General features: G+C 68.5%; 12 protein-coding genes. 9 read left to right on the top strand and 3 right to left on the bottom strand.

Annotated features, from left to right (window positions below):
* Nucleotides 1-201 precede the first annotated feature (201 nt).
* From metH to ACIOHC_RS14840, 3 genes are all read left to right on the top strand, one after another.
* A complete protein-coding gene (metH, locus tag ACIOHC_RS14830; protein WP_401842920.1) occupies nt 202-3,714 on the top strand; it encodes a methionine synthase in 3,513 nt (1,170 codons plus the stop codon).
* 120 nt (nt 3,715-3,834) lie between these two features.
* Complete coding sequence (locus ACIOHC_RS14835; RefSeq protein ID WP_351086584.1) at nt 3,835-4,536, top strand: HAD family phosphatase; 702 nt, start codon at nt 3,835-3,837, stop codon at nt 4,534-4,536.
* Nucleotides 4,537-4,900: 364 nt separating this feature from the next.
* The gene (locus ACIOHC_RS14840; protein ID WP_351086582.1) at nt 4,901-6,511 is read left to right on the top strand and encodes an ABC transporter substrate-binding protein; all 1,611 of its coding nucleotides are present in this window, start codon (nt 4,901-4,903) and stop codon (nt 6,509-6,511) included.
* Between the two features lie 81 nt (nt 6,512-6,592).
* Here ACIOHC_RS14840 and ACIOHC_RS14845 read toward each other — a convergent pair whose 3' ends face one another.
* Together ACIOHC_RS14845 and ACIOHC_RS14850 are read right to left on the bottom strand one after the other, a co-directional pair.
* Nucleotides 6,593-7,264, bottom strand: coding sequence for a response regulator transcription factor (locus tag ACIOHC_RS14845; protein WP_093541287.1), 672 nt, complete (start codon nt 7,262-7,264; stop codon nt 6,593-6,595).
* A 9-nt stretch (nt 7,265-7,273) separates the two neighbouring features.
* Nucleotides 7,274-8,119, bottom strand: coding sequence for a PD-(D/E)XK nuclease family protein (locus tag ACIOHC_RS14850; RefSeq protein WP_351087152.1), 846 nt, complete (start codon nt 8,117-8,119; stop codon nt 7,274-7,276).
* A 171-nt stretch (nt 8,120-8,290) separates the two neighbouring features.
* Between ACIOHC_RS14850 and ACIOHC_RS14855 the strand changes: the two genes are divergently transcribed.
* The 3 genes from ACIOHC_RS14855 to ACIOHC_RS14865 all read left to right on the top strand — a co-directional run bounded on the left by ACIOHC_RS14855 (nt 8,291) and on the right by ACIOHC_RS14865 (nt 11,313).
* Nucleotides 8,291-9,541, top strand: a complete 1,251-nt coding sequence (locus tag ACIOHC_RS14855; RefSeq protein WP_351087154.1) for a site-2 protease family protein — start codon at nt 8,291-8,293, stop codon at nt 9,539-9,541.
* A 60-nt stretch (nt 9,542-9,601) separates the two neighbouring features.
* A complete protein-coding gene (locus ACIOHC_RS14860; RefSeq protein ID WP_351087144.1) occupies nt 9,602-10,507 on the top strand; it encodes a tRNA (adenine-N1)-methyltransferase in 906 nt (301 codons plus the stop codon).
* Nucleotides 10,508-10,734: 227 nt separating this feature from the next.
* Nucleotides 10,735-11,313 (top strand): hypothetical protein, encoded by a 579-nt coding sequence (locus ACIOHC_RS14865; RefSeq protein WP_351087146.1) that lies wholly within the window; start codon nt 10,735-10,737, stop codon nt 11,311-11,313.
* A gap of 39 nt (nt 11,314-11,352) precedes the next feature.
* On the opposite strand, the gene ACIOHC_RS14870 is transcribed toward ACIOHC_RS14865, so the two are convergent.
* Nucleotides 11,353-11,664, bottom strand: a complete 312-nt coding sequence (locus tag ACIOHC_RS14870; protein ID WP_351087148.1) for a ferredoxin — start codon at nt 11,662-11,664, stop codon at nt 11,353-11,355.
* 241 nt (nt 11,665-11,905) lie between these two features.
* Between ACIOHC_RS14870 and arc the strand changes: the two genes are divergently transcribed.
* The 3 genes from arc (at nt 11,906) to ACIOHC_RS14885 (ending at nt 15,759) form a co-directional block, all read left to right on the top strand.
* Nucleotides 11,906-13,672, top strand: a complete 1,767-nt coding sequence (gene arc / locus ACIOHC_RS14875; RefSeq protein ID WP_351087150.1) for a proteasome ATPase — start codon at nt 11,906-11,908, stop codon at nt 13,670-13,672.
* A 236-nt stretch (nt 13,673-13,908) separates the two neighbouring features.
* Entirely contained in the window at nt 13,909-15,420 is a 1,512-nt protein-coding gene (gene dop / locus ACIOHC_RS14880) for a depupylase/deamidase Dop (protein ID WP_351079182.1), read from the top strand.
* A 120-nt stretch (nt 15,421-15,540) separates the two neighbouring features.
* Nucleotides 15,541-15,759, top strand: a complete 219-nt coding sequence (locus ACIOHC_RS14885; protein ID WP_108011740.1) for a ubiquitin-like protein Pup — start codon at nt 15,541-15,543, stop codon at nt 15,757-15,759.
* The last annotated feature ends 57 nt before the right edge of the window (nt 15,760-15,816 follow it).

A 15,816-nucleotide genomic window follows, 5' to 3' on the forward strand; every position in this document is an offset into this window, starting at 1 on the left:
CACTATCGGTCGATGCCGACCCATGCTCGATCACACAGGAAAACCGCGGGCACCACTCGATTCGGACATCCCCCCGCACAGCATGCCGTCCGTTCCGTGGGACGGAGTGACGGCCCCGGGTGCCGCCCGGCTAGGCTGGCCTGGTGCGCCTTCCACCGAAGCCGCAAAGCCGACAGCCGTCGCATCCCAGGGAGTAAATCCATGGCCTCGTTGCCGACCCCTTCCGCCGACAGCCGGAACCGAGCCGAAGCCCTCCGTGAGGCGCTCGCCACCCGGGTGGTGGTGGCCGACGGTGCCATGGGCACCATGCTGCAGGCGCAGGACCCGACCCTCGAGGACTTCCAGAACCTCGAAGGCTGCAACGAGATCCTGAACGTCACCCGCCCGGACATCGTGCGCTCCGTCCACGAGGAGTACTTCGCCGTCGGCGTGGACTGCGTCGAGACGAACACCTTCGGGGCCAACGCCTCGGCCCTGGGCGAGTACGACATTCCCGAGCGGATCCACGAGCTCTCCGAGTCGGGCGCGCGCATCGCCCGTGAGGTGGCGGACGAGTTCACCGCATCGACCGGGCAGCAGCGCTGGGTGCTCGGCTCCATGGGCCCGGGTACGAAGCTGCCCACCCTGGGGCACGCCCCCTACACCGTGCTGCGGGACGGCTTCCAGCAGAACGCCGAGGGGCTGATCGCCGGCGGCGCGGACGCGCTCATCATCGAGACGACGCAGGACCTGCTGCAGACCAAGGCCGCCGTACTGGGCGCGCGGCGCGCCCTGGAGGCGATGGGCAGCGACCTCCTGGTGCTGTGTTCGCTGGCGTTCGAGACCACCGGAACCATGCTGCTCGGTTCCGAGATCGGGGCCGCGCTGACCGCCCTGGAACCGCTCGGCGTCGACATGATCGGTCTGAACTGCTCGACCGGCCCCGCCGAGATGAGCGAGCACCTGCGCTACCTCACGCGCCACTCCCGTATCCCGCTGCTCTGCATGCCGAATGCCGGACTGCCGGTGCTCACCAAGGACGGGGCGCACTTCCCGCTCGGACCCGAGGGGCTCGCCGACGCCCAGGAGACGTTCGTCCGGGAGTACGGCCTCTCGCTGGTCGGCGGTTGCTGCGGTACGACCCCCGAGCACCTGCGGCAGCTCGTCGAGCGTGTCCGCGGCTCCGCGCTCACCTCCCGCGCGCCCCGTCCCGAGCCGGGCGCCGCCTCCCTGTACCAGACCGTCCCGTTCCGCCAGGACACCTCCTACCTGGCGATCGGCGAGCGTACGAACGCCAACGGTTCGAGGAAGTTCCGCGAGGCGATGCTGGAGGCCCGCTGGGACGACTGCGTGGAGATGGCGCGCGACCAGATCCGCGAGGGCGCGCACATGCTCGACCTCTGCGTGGACTACGTCGGCCGGGACGGTGTCGCCGACATGGAGGAGCTGGCCGGACGTTTCGCGACCGCCTCCACGCTGCCGATCGTGCTGGACTCCACCGAGCTGCCGGTCCTCCGCGCAGGCCTGGAGAAGCTCGGCGGCCGGGCCGTCCTCAACTCCGTCAACTACGAGGACGGAGACGGCCCCGAGTCACGGTTCGCCAAGGTCACCGCGCTGGCCGTCGAGCACGGCGCCGCGCTGATCGCGCTCACCATCGACGAGGAGGGCCAGGCCCGTACCGTCGAGCACAAGGTCGCCGTCGCCGAGCGGCTGATCGAGGACCTGACCGGCAACTGGGGCATCCACGAGTCGGACATCCTCATCGACACCCTGACCTTCACGATCTGCACCGGCCAGGAGGAGTCCCGGGGCGACGGCATGGCCACCATCGGGGCCATCCGCGAGCTGAAGAAGCGCCACCCCGACGTCCAGACCACGCTCGGCCTGTCCAACATCTCCTTCGGCCTCAACCCGGCCGCCCGGGTCGTCCTGAACTCCGTCTTCCTCGACGAGTGCGTCAAGGCCGGCCTCGACTCCGCGATCGTGCACGCCTCCAAGATCCTTCCGATCGCGCGCCTCGACGAGGAGCAGGTGAAGGTCGCGCTCGACCTCATCCACGACCGCCGCGCCGAGGGCTACGACCCCCTGCAGAGGCTGATGGAGCTGTTCGAGGGCGTCAGCACGAAGTCGATGAAGGCCGGCAAGGCCGAGGAACTCCTCGCCCTGCCGCTCGACGAGCGCCTCCAGCGGCGCATCATCGACGGCGAGAAGAACGGCCTGGAGGCCGACCTCGACGAGGCCCTGCGGACCCGCCCCGCCCTCGACATCGTCAACGACACCCTCCTGGAGGGCATGAAGGTCGTCGGCGAACTCTTCGGCTCCGGTCAGATGCAGCTGCCGTTCGTGCTCCAGTCCGCCGAGGTCATGAAGACCGCGGTGGCCTATCTGGAGCCCCACATGGAGAAGTCCGACGCCGAGGGCAAGGGCACGATCGTGCTGGCCACGGTCCGTGGCGACGTCCACGACATCGGCAAGAACCTCGTCGACATCATCCTGTCCAACAACGGCTTCAACGTGGTCAACCTCGGCATCAAGCAGCCCGTCTCCGCGATCCTGGACGCCGCCCAGGAGCACCGGGCCGACGTCATCGGCATGTCCGGTCTCCTGGTGAAGTCCACCGTGATCATGAAGGAGAACCTGGAGGAGCTGAACCAGCGCAAGCTGGCCGCCGAGTACCCGGTGATCCTCGGCGGCGCCGCGCTCACCCGCGCCTACGTCGAGCAGGACCTCCACGAGATCTACGAGGGCGAGGTCCGCTACGCCCGCGACGCGTTCGAGGGGCTGCGTCTGATGGACGCCCTGGTCGCGGTCAAGCGCGGCGTCCCGGGCGCCACCCTGCCCGAACTCAAGCAGCGCCGCGTACCCAAGCGCGACACGGCGGTGCTGGAGGTGGAGGAGCCCGAGGAGGGCGTCCGCTCCGACGTCGCCGTCGACAACCCGGTCCCCGAGCCCCCGTTCTGGGGCACCCGGGTCGTCAAGGGCATCCAGCTCAAGGAGTACGCGTCCTGGCTGGACGAGGGCGCGCTCTTCAAGGGCCAGTGGGGTCTCAAGCAGGCCCGCGCCGGTGACGGACCGACGTACGAGGAACTGGTCGAGACCGAGGGCCGCCCGCACCTGCGCGGCTGGCTCGACAAGCTCCACACCGAGAACCTGCTGGAAGCCGCCGTCGTGTACGGCTACTTCCCCTGCGTCTCCAAGGGTGACGATCTGATCCTGCTCCACGAGGACGGCTCCGAGCGCACCCGCTTCACCTTCCCGCGCCAGCGCCGCGGCCGGCGCCTCTGCCTGGCGGACTTCTTCCGCCCCGAGGAGTCCGGGGAGACGGATGTGGTCGGCCTCCAGGTCGTCACCGTCGGCTCGAAGATCGGCGGCGAGACCGCCAAGCTCTTCGAGGCCAACTCCTACCGCGACTACCTGGAGCTGCACGGCCTGTCCGTACAGCTGGCCGAGGCGCTGGCCGAGTACTGGCACGCCCGGGTCCGCTCCGAGCTGGGCTTCGGCGGCGAGGACCCGGCCGATGTCGAGGACATGTTCGCGCTGAAGTACCGCGGCGCGCGCTTCTCCCTCGGCTACGGCGCCTGTCCCGAGCTGGAGGACCGGGCGAAGATCGCCGAGCTGCTCGGGCCCGAGCGGATCGGGGTGCATCTCTCGGAGGAGTTCCAGCTCCACCCGGAGCAGTCCACCGACGCGATCGTCATCCACCACCCCGAGGCGAAGTATTTCAACGCGCGGTAAGACCGCGTTCAACGCGCCGTAGCAGGTCAAGTCGTACACTTGTCGGTCCAGTGCAGGCCGGTCGTCCTTCCCACGGGAAAAGACGGCCGGCCTTCTCGTCCCTTACGGAAGGTGTGCCGGATGACCAGCACGGTTCCCGCGTCCATGACCCGCACGGCCGAAGGCGCCGCGCTGCAGGCCGTCCTGCTCGACATGGACGGCACCCTCGTCGATACCGAGGGCTTCTGGTGGGACGCCGAGGTGGAGGTCTTCGCCGAGCTCGGGCACCAGCTCGACGAGGCCTGGCGGGACGTGGTGGTCGGCGGGCCGATGACCCGCAGTGCCGGCTACCTCATGGACGTCACCGGTGCGGACATCACCCTCGCCGAACTCACCGTGCTGCTCAACGACCGCTTCGAGGAGCGCATCGGCCGCGGTGTGCCGCTGATGCCGGGCGCGGCACGGCTCCTGGCGGAACTGGCCAGGCACGAGATCCCCACCGCCCTGGTCTCCGCCTCGCACCGGCGGATCATCGACCGCGTGCTGGACTCGGTGGGACACCACCACTTCTCCCTCACCGTCGCGGGCGACGAGGTCTCCCGTACCAAGCCGCACCCGGAGCCCTACCTCACCGCCGCGTCCGGCTTCGGGGCGGAGCCCGAGCGCTGCGCGGTCATCGAGGACACGGCCACCGGCGTCGCGGCCGCGGAGGCCGCGGGCTGCCGGGTGGTCGCCGTCCCGTCCGTCGCACCGATCGCCCCCGCGTCCGGCCGGGTCGTCGTACGGTCGCTGGAAGAAGTCGATCTCGCATTTCTCCGGGGCCTGGTAACGGGAATGCAGTGATCCGCGCACCGAGAGTATTTCTGTGAATGAACCGAAAAGCTCTCGGCGTCGAATCGTGTGCTTTCTGTCGTACGTCAGTGTGTGAGCCGGGCGCGCGGCAGGGACGAAAAAGGGGTCTCGGGCGTGAGCTTTGTCACCCGAATCGCAACCGAAGACTTTTCAGGATCCGCCCGGGTGCCCGTTTCGTGGTGTCGAACTGTCCCGGTTGGTGGGGACCTGTGCGAAACGGTCCCGGCGGGGGAAAACGGCTCGCCGATATTCCCATCACCGTCCGATTACACATCCGGACAGCTCTGGTCCGGCATTGCCTACGGCGCGCACTAATCTCGCTGTCTCAATGCCGGGATGAGGGAGAGCGTCCAAGATGAACCGCAAGACTCTGGTGCTGCCGGCCGTCGTCGGCCTGCTCGCGCCCGTACTCGCCGCCTGCGGCGCGTCGGGCGACGGGGACGATGGCAGGGCCGCCATCGTCGTCGGCACCACGGACCAGTTCGTCGCCTCCAAGGACACTCCCGCGCCGCTCGACCCCGCCATCGGCTACGAGGCGGGGGTGTGGAATGTGCTCCGGCAGACCGTGCAGACCCTGATGCACGTGCCGCGCGGCGGCGGGCAGCCGGTCCCCGAGGCGGCGCAGAGCTGCACCTTCACGGACACGCAGAACGAGAGCTACCGCTGCAAGCTGCGCAGCGGTCTGAAGTTCGCCGACGGCAGGGCCGTCACCGCCGATGACGTGAAGTACTCCATCGACCGCGTCATCCGCATCAACGCTCCCAACGGGCCCGTCGCCCTGCTCGCCAACATCGACACGGTCGAGACGCAGGGCGAGCGTGAGGTCGTCTTCCATCTCCGCACCCCGGACGCGACGTTCCCGTACAAGCTCGCCACTCCGGTCGCCGGGATCGTGCCGCGGAACAAGTACGCGGCGAAGTCCGCGCGTACCGGATTCCAGGTGGACGGATCCGGTCCGTACACCATGAAGCCGGAAGTCGAGCACAACCAGGTCGTCAAGGTGGTCTTCACCAGGAACCCCCACTACAAGGGGGATCTGAAGGTGCGGAACGAGAAGGTCGAGCTGGACGTCTTCCCCGATTCGACGGCCATGGGCAAGGCCTTCGACGACAAGAAGATCGACATGATGACCCGCACCATGTCGCCCGAGCAGTCCCAGCAACTGCTCGAAAAGCCCGAGGACGGCATCAAGCTCACCGAGATACCCGGACTCGCCATCCATTTCCTGGGCTTCAACACCGACGACCCGGCCGTGAAGAACAAGGCCGTCCGCCAGGCCATGGCCCAGGTCGTCGACCGCGGAGAGATCGCGAGCAAGGTGTACGGCGCCACGGCCGAGCCGTTGTACTCGCTGATCCCGTCCGGCATCACCGGGCACGCCAACTCGTTCTACAACAAGTACAGCGAACCCAGCACCACGAAGGCCGCGGCGATCCTGGAGGCCGCAAACATCGACACCCCTGTGAAGCTCACCCTCCACTACCCGTCCGACCGTGCCGGCGCCGGCAACGCCGCCGAGTTCGAAACCCTGAAGAAGCAGTTCGACGACACCGGCCTGTTCGATGTCACCGTCGAGAGCTCCCCCTGGGCGAAGTACCGCCCCGCACAGGTGCGCGGCGACTACGCCGTGTACGGCATGGGCTGGTTCCCCGACTTCCCGGACCCCGACAACTACATGGCGCCGTTCCTCGACAAGAACAACTTCCTCAACTCGCCCTACAGGTCGACGCTCGCCCAGAAGACGCTCATTCCGCAGTCGCGGCGCGAGGCCGACCGCAGCGCCTCCGCCAAGACCTTCGAGCGGCTCCAGGACATCGTCGCCGACGATGTCCCCGTACTGCCGATCTGGCAGGGCAAGCAGTACGTCGCGTCGCGCGAAGACCTCACCGGTGTCGAATGGGCGGTCAACTCCTCCGCCGACCTCCAGCTCTGGGAGTTGGGCGACGGCACCGTCCGAACCTCCTGAGCACGGACGACGCCCCGGCCGAACCCGGCCGGGGCGTCGTCCGTGCCCCGGGCCGATTCCGGGGCCGCCGCTCGGAGCCGCTCACTGGGCCCCGGGGCGCACCAGACCGCTCTCGTAGGCGTACACCGCCGCCTGTACCCGGTCGCGCAGGCCGAGCTTGGTCAGCACGTGGCCGACGTGCGTCTTGACCGTCGTCTCACTGACGAACAAGTCCGCGGCGATCTCCGCGTTCGACAGTCCGCGCGCCACCAGCTTCAGCACCTCGACCTCACGGTCCGTCAGCGTGTGCAGGGTGTCGGGCACCGGCTCCTCGCCGGACGGCAGATGGTCCGCATACTTGTCGAGCAGCCTGCGGGTGATGCTCGGCGCCAGCATCGCCTCACCCGCCGCGACCACGCGGATCGCCTGCACCAGCTCATTGGCGGGAGCGTCCTTCAGCAGGAAGCCGCTGGCGCCCGCGCGCAGCGCCTCCACCACGTACTCGTCGAGATCGAACGTGGTCAGCACCAGGACCTTCGCCGGACCGTCCCGGCCGGGACCGGTGATCTGGCGCGTCGCCTCGACGCCGTCCATCCGCGGCATGCGGATGTCCATCAGCACCACATCGGGCTGCAGCGCGCGCACCTGGTCGAGAGCCTGGAGACCGTCACCGGCCTCTCCCACCACCGCGAGATCACCTTCCGCCTCCAGGATCATCCGGAAGCCGGTGCGCAACAGCGGTTGGTCATCGACCAGTAGGACGCGGATAGCCACAAGGTCTCCTCAAGGTCCTTCGGGGGCCACAGGCCGGCCGGCCTCGGTACGGACCGGATCCATTCTGCCCTGCACGTCCTGCTCCGACTCCGCCGGGCGTACCGACAGCGGATAGACCGGGGGAGTACCGCCGAATTCGGGACAGACCGCCTGGTGGTCGCACCAGCCGCAGAGCTTCGTCGGCCGGGGCCGCCACTCACCCGTCTCGGTCGCCAGCCGGATCGCGTCCCAGAGCGCCAGCAGCTTCCGCTCCACCCGCTCCAGGTCCGCCACGACCGGGTCGTACGTCAGGATGTCGCCGCTGCCGAGATAGACGAGCTGGAGACGGCGCGGCACCACGCCCTTCAGCCGCCAGATCACCAGCGCGTAGAACTTCATCTGGAAGAGCGCGCCCTCCGCGTACTCCGGGCGCGGCGCCTTCCCCGTCTTGTAGTCGACGATGCGGACCTCGCCCGTGGGCGCCACGTCGATCCGGTCGATCACCCCGCGCAGCCGCAGTCCCGACTCCAGCTCCGTCTCGACGAACAGTTCGCGCTCGGCGGGTTCCAGCCGCGTCGGGTCCTCCAGCGAGAACCACCGCTCCACCAGGCTCTCCGCCTCCGAGAGCCAGCGCGCAAGACGCTCGCCCCCGGCGTCCTCCGAGAACAGCTCGGACAGCTCCGGCTTCGACTCCAGCAGCCGGTCCCACTGGGCGGGGATCAGCGCCGCGGCCCGGCCGGCCGTGCGCTCCGCCGCCGGATTGTCGAAGAGCCGCTCCAGCACCGCATGCACCAGCGTGCCCCGGGTAGCTGCTTCGCTGGGCTTCTCGGGCAGTTTGTCGATGACCCGGAAGCGGTACAGCAGAGGACATTGCATGAAATCACCGGCCCGCGACGGCGACAGGGACGTGGGCGGCTGAGCGGGCCGCGGCAGGGAGGTCATGTCGAAGACCCTACGGCCCGCCACCGACACTCGGCGGCATACCATCGACCACACACTCCCGAACACTGAACGACCGTGCCGCAGGGCACCGACCGAAGGGACCTCGTGGACGAGAGCGGCGACAGCGGGCGGCCGCAGCCCGGCGCAGGGGGAACGGCCCCCGGCGCCGGCCCCGACAAGGGCGGACCGCGGCGCCCCGAAGAGCCCGGAGGCGGCCTTCTCATGGGCCGTCCTTTCGGTGTGCCCGTGTACGTCGCGCCCAGTTGGTTCATCGTCGCCGCGCTGATCACCTGGGTCTTCGGCGGCCAGCTCGAACGGGTGCTGCCCGAACTCGGAGCGGCGCGCTACCTGGTCTCCCTCTTCTTCGCGATCGCCTTCTACGCCTCCGTACTCGTCCACGAACTCGCGCACACGGTCGTCGCCCTGCACTACAAGCTGCCGGTGCGCCGCATCCAGCTCCAGTTCTTCGGCGGCGTCTCCGAGATCGAGAAGGAGTCCGAGACCCCCGGCCGCGAATTCCTGCTCGCCTTCGTGGGCCCCCTGCTCTCCCTGGTGCTCGCCGGACTCTTCTACGTCGGGATGACGTTCGTCGCGCCCGGCACCGTGCCGGGAGTCCTCCTCGCCGGGCTGATGATCTCCAACCTCCTGGTGGCCGCCTTCAATCTCCTCCCCGGCCTCCCCCTCGACGGCGGACGCATGCTCCGTGCCGTCGTCTGGAAGTTCACGGGCCGCCCGATGAGCGGCACCGTCGCGGCCGCCTGGGTCGGCCGCGCCCTCGCCGTCGTCACCCTCATCGGCCTCCCGCTGCTCACCCGCACCGGCTCCTTCGGGAACAACCCCCGCGACGTCAGCGGCATGGACACCGTCACCGACGCGCTGCTCGCCGCCATCCTCGCCGCCATCATCTGGACCGGAGCGGGCAACAGCCTGCGCATGGCACGCCTGCGCGAGCACCTTCCCGAGCTGCGCGCCCGCACCCTCACCCGGCGCGCCGTCCCGGTGGAGGCCGACACCCCGCTCTCCGAGGCCCTGCGACGCGCCAACGAAGCGGGCGCCCGCGCCCTCGTCGTCGTCGACGGCCTCGGCGAACCCAAGGCCGTCGTCCGGGAAACCGCCATCGTCTCCATCCCCGAACACCGCCGCCCCTGGGTCGCCGTCAGCGGCCTCGCCCAGGACCTCACCGAGGGCATGAAGATCTCCGCCGAGCTCTCCGGCGAGGCGCTGCTGGACCGGCTCAAGGCCAGCCCCGCCACCGAATACCTCGTCCTCGAGGAGACCGGCGAGATCTACGGTGTGCTGTCCACCGCCGACGTCGAGCGGGCGTTCGTCGCGGCCCTGGCCAGGCCCGCCGCCTGACCGTCCGGCATCGTCCGGGCTCGCGGTCGGGGCGCGGGGAATCACCGGTAGGCTGGTCACATGTCTGAACCGACCGGTGCCGCCCGCCGACGCGGGCCCTTCAAGGTCGGGGACCAGGTCCAGCTCACCGATCCCAAGGGACGCCACTACACCTTCACGCTCGAAGCCGGGAAGAACTTCCACACCCACAAGGGTTCCTTCCCGCACGACGAGCTGATCGGTGCCCCCGAGGGCAGTGTTGTCCGAACCACGGGAAACGTCGCCTATCTCGCGCTGCGCCCCCTGCTCCCCGACTACGTCCTGTCCATGCCCCGCGGCGCCGCCGTGGTCTACCCCAAGGACGCGGGGCAGATCCTGGCCTTCGCCGACATCTTCCCCGGCGCCCGCGTCGTGGAGGCCGGTGTCGGTTCCGGCTCGCTCTCCACCTTCCTGCTGCGCGCCATCGGCGACCAGGGAATGCTGCACTCCTACGAGCGCCGCGAGGACTTCGCCGAGATCGCCCGGCAGAACGTGGAACGCTACTTCGGCGAACCGCACCCCGCCTGGCAGCTCACCGTCGGCGACCTCCAGGACAACCTCTCCGACACCGACGTCGACCGCGTCATTCTCGACATGCTCGCCCCCTGGGAGTGCCTGGAGGCCGTCTCCAAGGCGCTCGTGCCCGGTGGCATCCTGTGCGCGTACGTCGCGACCACCACCCAGCTCGCGCGGACCGTCGAGTCCATCCGCGAGATCGGCTGCTTCGCCGAGCCGCAGCCCTGGGAATCGATGATCCGCAACTGGCACGTCGAGGGCCTGGCCGTCCGCCCGGACCACCGCATGATCGGCCACACCGGCTTCCTCGTCACCGCCCGCCGCCTGGCCGACGGGGTCGAGCCCCCGCTGCGCCGCCGCCGCCCCGCCAAGGGCGCCTACGGCGAGGACTACGACGGTCCCGGCAGCCAGAGCGGCTCCTCCCGCGGCTGAGCCGCACAACGTACCGGCGCCGCCGCCGAGTTCCCGGACCGACCCGGGAACTCGGCGGCGGCGCCCTTTCGTTGCCCGTACGGGACGCACGTCCCGGCCGACCCCACCGTTCCACTGTGCCGCGTGGTGTGGCACGATGCTGGCCACCCCACGCCACCGCGGACGTCCCACCGGCGGCAGCGCCCACCCAGATCCTCGAACCACAGGAACCACAGGAGACATCCCGCGTGCAGACCTCCGAGCTCCCGGACCTCGCGCACACCGACACCAAGCCGCTGCACTGGCTCGCCACCGCGACAGCCATGGCCGCCGTCGTCGCAGCCGCCGGCATGCTCCAGCCGGACCCCGCGGCCTCCGCCTCGACCCCGCATCGCACCACCGCGCAGCACGGCACGGCGCCCGTCGCCGCGCCCGATCCCGAGCGGGCGACCTACCCCCTGGAGTGCGGGGGGCTGGGGAACACCGTGGCCGAACAGCAGCCCGGCGACCTGGACGGCGACGGCCGGCCCGAGACGGTCGCCGTGGTCCACTGCGCGGCAGGGTCCGGCACCCCGCCCAGCGGCGTCTACGTCCTCACAGGAGGAAGCGGGGTCACACCCCGGGTCGTGGCGACCCTGGTGGACCCCGCCGAGAAGCTGAGCGTCGGCGACTTCGCGGTGCGTGACGGGATCATCTCCGCCACCCTGTTCGGCTACTCCTCGGCCGATGTGCCGCAGTGCTGTCCCGACCAGCAGGAGAAGGTCACCTGGCAGTGGCGGGGCGGCGCCTTCGTCCGAGCCACCCGGTCCGCCACAGGCAGTGCCTGAGCGGTCACCGCGCGTACTCCACCGCCCGGAACCGCGTGGTCACCCGGCCTCGGGGCCGTACACCTCGACCCTGTCCGAAACGCGACGTACATGGATGCAGTCGCCCGGGCATTCCTTGGCCGAATCGACGACATCCTGGAGGAGCGGCAGCGGCACCGGTGTCGTCGCGCCCTTGTCCTGCAGGAGTTCGTCGTCACCGCTCTTCACATACGCCAGACCGTCGATGTCCAGCTCGAACACCTCCGGCGCGTACTGCACGCAGATACCGTCGCCCGTGCAGAGGTCCTGATCGATCCAGACCTCCAGGTCCTGCGTGTCGCTGCCGGTGGGAGCGTCCTGCTGCACGGTCATTTCTCCTGCCGTTCCCTGCGTATCCGAACCAAAAGAAGCCAGCCCTGACGGGTGTTGACCGGTTCGACGATACAACCGGCCGCTTTCCGATGTTGAAGGGTGGGTATTCCCCTGACACGAGGGGGAACGCAAGGGTGAAGATCGGACACGCCCCGCAGTCTTTGTGATCTAGGGGTTTCAATCATCACCCACCCAGGTAGGGTCAGGAAGCGTCCAGCTCCCCTTGGAGGAGGTGAGGACCGTGGCAGCCCACGACGACGACATCAACCGCGGCATCCGGCCCGGGCGGGGGTCCGAAGACCCAGCCGGCCAGGTCGCCTATCTTGAGCAGGAAATCGCCGTCCTGCGACGTAAGCTCGCCGACTCTCCGCGCCATACGAGGATTCTCGAAGAGCGGATCGTCGAGTTGCAGACCAACCTGGCGGGCGTGTCCGCGCAGAATGAGCGGCTCGCCAACACACTCCGCGAGGCCCGCGACCAGATCGTGGCACTCAAGGAAGAAGTCGACCGGCTCGCACAGCCGCCGGCCGGATTCGGTGTGTTCCTGCAGGGCAATGAGGACGGCACCTGCGACATCTTCACCGGGGGCCGCAAGCTCCGGGTGAATGTCAGCCCCAGTGTCGAGCTCGACGACCTCCGGCGCGGCCAGGAAGTCATGCTCAATGAAGCGCTCAATGTGGTCGACGCCATGGAATTCGAGCGGGCCGGGGACATCGTCACCCTCAAGGAAATCCTTGAGGACGGCGAGCGGGCCCTGGTCATCGGGCACACCGACGAGGAACGGGTGGTGCGGCTCGCCGAGCCGCTGCTGGACATCACCATCCGCCCCGGCGACGCCCTGCTGCTCGAACCCAGGTCCGGCTACGTCTACGAAGTGGTCCCCAAGAGCGAGGTCGAAGAGCTCGTCCTCGAAGAGGTACCGGACATCGACTACGACAAGATCGGTGGCCTGGGCGACCAGATCGAGCTGATCCGGGACGCGGTCGAGCTCCCCTATCTCCACCCCGACCTCTTCAAGGAACACGAACTGCGGCCGCCGAAGGGCATCCTGCTCTACGGCCCGCCCGGCTGCGGCAAGACGCTCATCGCCAAGGCGGTGGCCAACTCCCTTGCCAAGAAGGTCGCCGAGGTCACCGGCCAGCCGGCGGGCAAGAGCTACTTCCTCAACATCAAGGGCCCGGAACTCCTCAACAAGTACGTCGGCGAGACCGAGCGGCACATCCGCCTGGTCTTCCAGCGTGCCCGCGAGAAGGCGGGCGAGGGCACCCCCGTCATCGTCTTCTTCGACGAGATGGAGTCCCTCTTCCGTACCCGGGGATCCGGCGTCAGCTCGGACGTGGAGAACACCATCGTTCCCCAGCTGCTCGCCGAGATCGACGGTGTCGAGGGCCTGGAGAACGTCATCGTCATCGGCGCCTCCAACCGCGAGGACATGATCGACCCCGCGATCCTGCGCCCCGGCCGCCTCGATGTGAAGATCAAGATCGAGCGCCCCGACGCGGAGGCCGCGAAGGACATCTTCGCGAAGTACCTCACTCCTTCGCTGCCCCTGCACGCGGACGATCTCGCGGAGCACACCGGCTCCAAGGAAGCCGCCGCACACGCCATGATCCAGTCCGTCGTCGAGCGGATGTACACCGAGTCCGAGGAGAACCGCTTCCTCGAGGTCACGTACGCCAACGGCGACAAGGAAGTCCTCTACTTCAAGGACTTCAACTCCGGCGCGATGATCCAGAACATCGTCGACCGGGCCAAGAAGATGGCCATCAAGGCCTTCCTCGACCAGGGCCAGAAGGGCCTTCGCGTCTCCCATCTCCTCCAGGCCTGCGTGGACGAGTTCAAGGAGAACGAGGACCTGCCGAACACCACGAACCCGGACGACTGGGCCCGGATCTCCGGCAAGAAGGGCGAGCGGATCGTCTTCATCCGTACGCTCGTCACCGGAAAGCAGGGCGCGGACACCGGTCGCTCCATCGACACGGTGGCGAATACCGGGCAGTACCTGTAGAACGCCGACCGGCTGCGGATGCCCGGCCGGGCATCCGCAGCCGGTTGCTTTCCGGACAGCTCGCGCGACACCGCAGCAATGACGTAATTGATCTCCCCACCACCGCAGAGTCGCTCTAGGCTCTTGCGTACCGCCCGGTCGCGCAGTGCGGGGACGGGCACCGCACACGCACCGGACAAGCAGCGGTACTTGAGCGCCGCCCCCGAGAGGGGGTGCCGCCGGGCAAGGAGGGCCGCATGACCGTACGGCGAGTAATGGGCATCGAGACGGAGTACGGGATCTCCGTCCCCGGCCACCCCAACGCCAATGCCATGCTCACCTCGTCCCAGATCGTCAACGCCTACGCAGCGGCGATGCACCGGGCGCGCCGCGCCCGCTGGGACTTCGAGGAGGAGAACCCGCTGCGGGACGCGCGAGGGTTCGACCTCGCCCGTGAGACCGCGGACTCCAGCCAGCTCACCGACGAGGACATCGGCCTCGCCAATGTCATCCTCACCAATGGGGCCCGCCTCTACGTCGACCACGCGCACCCCGAGTACAGCTCCCCGGAAGTCACCAATCCGCGTGACGCGGTCCTCTGGGACAAGGCCGGCGAGCGGATCATGGCCGAGGCGGCCGACCGCGCCGCCCAGCTTCCCGGCGCCCAGCCGATCCACCTCTACAAGAACAACACCGACAACAAGGGCGCCTCGTACGGCACGCACGAGAACTACCTGATGAAGCGGGAAACCCCCTTCTCCGACATCGTGCGCCATCTGACCCCGTTCTTCGTCTCCCGCCAGGTGGTCACCGGGGCCGGACGCGTGGGAATCGGCCAGGACGGCCATGAACACGGCTTCCAGATCAGTCAGCGCGCCGACTACTTCGAGGTCGAGGTCGGTCTGGAGACCACCCTCAAGCGCCCCATCATCAACACCCGTGACGAGCCGCACTCCGATGCCGAGAAGTACCGCAGGCTCCATGTGATCGTCGGTGACGCGAACCTCTCGGAGATCTCCACCTATCTCAAGCTCGGCACCACGGCCCTGGTCCTGTCCATGATCGAGGACGGTTTCATCAACGTCGATCTCGCGGTCGACCAGCCGGTGCGCACCCTGCACCACGTCTCCCACGACCCGACGCTGAAGCACCTGATCACGCTGCGCAGTGGCCGTACCCTCACCGCGGTGCAGCTCCAGATGGAGTACTTCGAGCTGGGCCGCAAATACGTCGAGGAACGGTACGGGGCGGACGCCGACGAGCAGACCAAGGACGTCCTGATCCGCTGGGAGGACACCCTCAACCGGCTGGAGAACGATCCCATGAGCCTGTCCGGCGAGCTGGACTGGATCGCCAAGCGGGAGCTCATGGAGGGCTACCGCCGTCGGGACAGCCTGGACTGGGACGCGGCGCGTCTGCACCTGGTCGATCTCCAGTACGCCGACGTGAGGGCGGAGAAGGGCCTGTACAACCGTCTGGCGGCCCGCGGGAAGATGAAGCGCCTGCTGGACGAGGGTGACGTCGAGAAGGCCCGTACGGCCCCTCCGGAGGACACCAGGGCCTATTTCCGCGGCCGCTGCCTGGACCAGTACGCCGACGACGTGGCCGCGGCGTCCTGGGACTCGGTCATCTTCGATCTCCCGGGCCATGACTCGCTGCAACGGGTGCCCACCCTGGAGCCGCTCCGCGGCACCCGCAATCACGTCAAGGAGCTCCTGGACCGCTGCCGCACGGCGGAAGAGCTGGTCCAGGTGCTGTCGGGAGGCTGAAACGGCCGCGATCGGGGAATCATCGGGATGACCCCCGGACGTCTGGACAAGTACCGGGCCAATGTCGGACCCCGTGGGTAGGGTCTGATCAAGTGCTTCGAACCGAGCGGGGTGAGCTAGATGGCGACCAAGGACACCGGCGGCGGACAGCAGAAGGCGACGCGCTCCACCGAGGAGGTCGAGGAGCAGGCTCAGGACGCGCAGGCGTCCGACGACCTCAAGGAGCGCCAGGAGAAGCTGAGCGACGATGTCGACTCGGTTCTGGACGAGATCGACGACGTACTCGAAGAGAACGCGGAGGACTTCGTGCGTTCCTTTGTTCAAAAGGGTGGACAGTAGTTCACGAATGTGAACGGCGCGGAGTGGGACGTGCGCGCGGTACGGGCCGGGTCGGCC

This window comes from Streptomyces sp. NPDC088252 (genome assembly GCF_044740965.1).
Classification (GTDB): domain Bacteria; phylum Actinomycetota; class Actinomycetes; order Streptomycetales; family Streptomycetaceae; genus Streptomyces.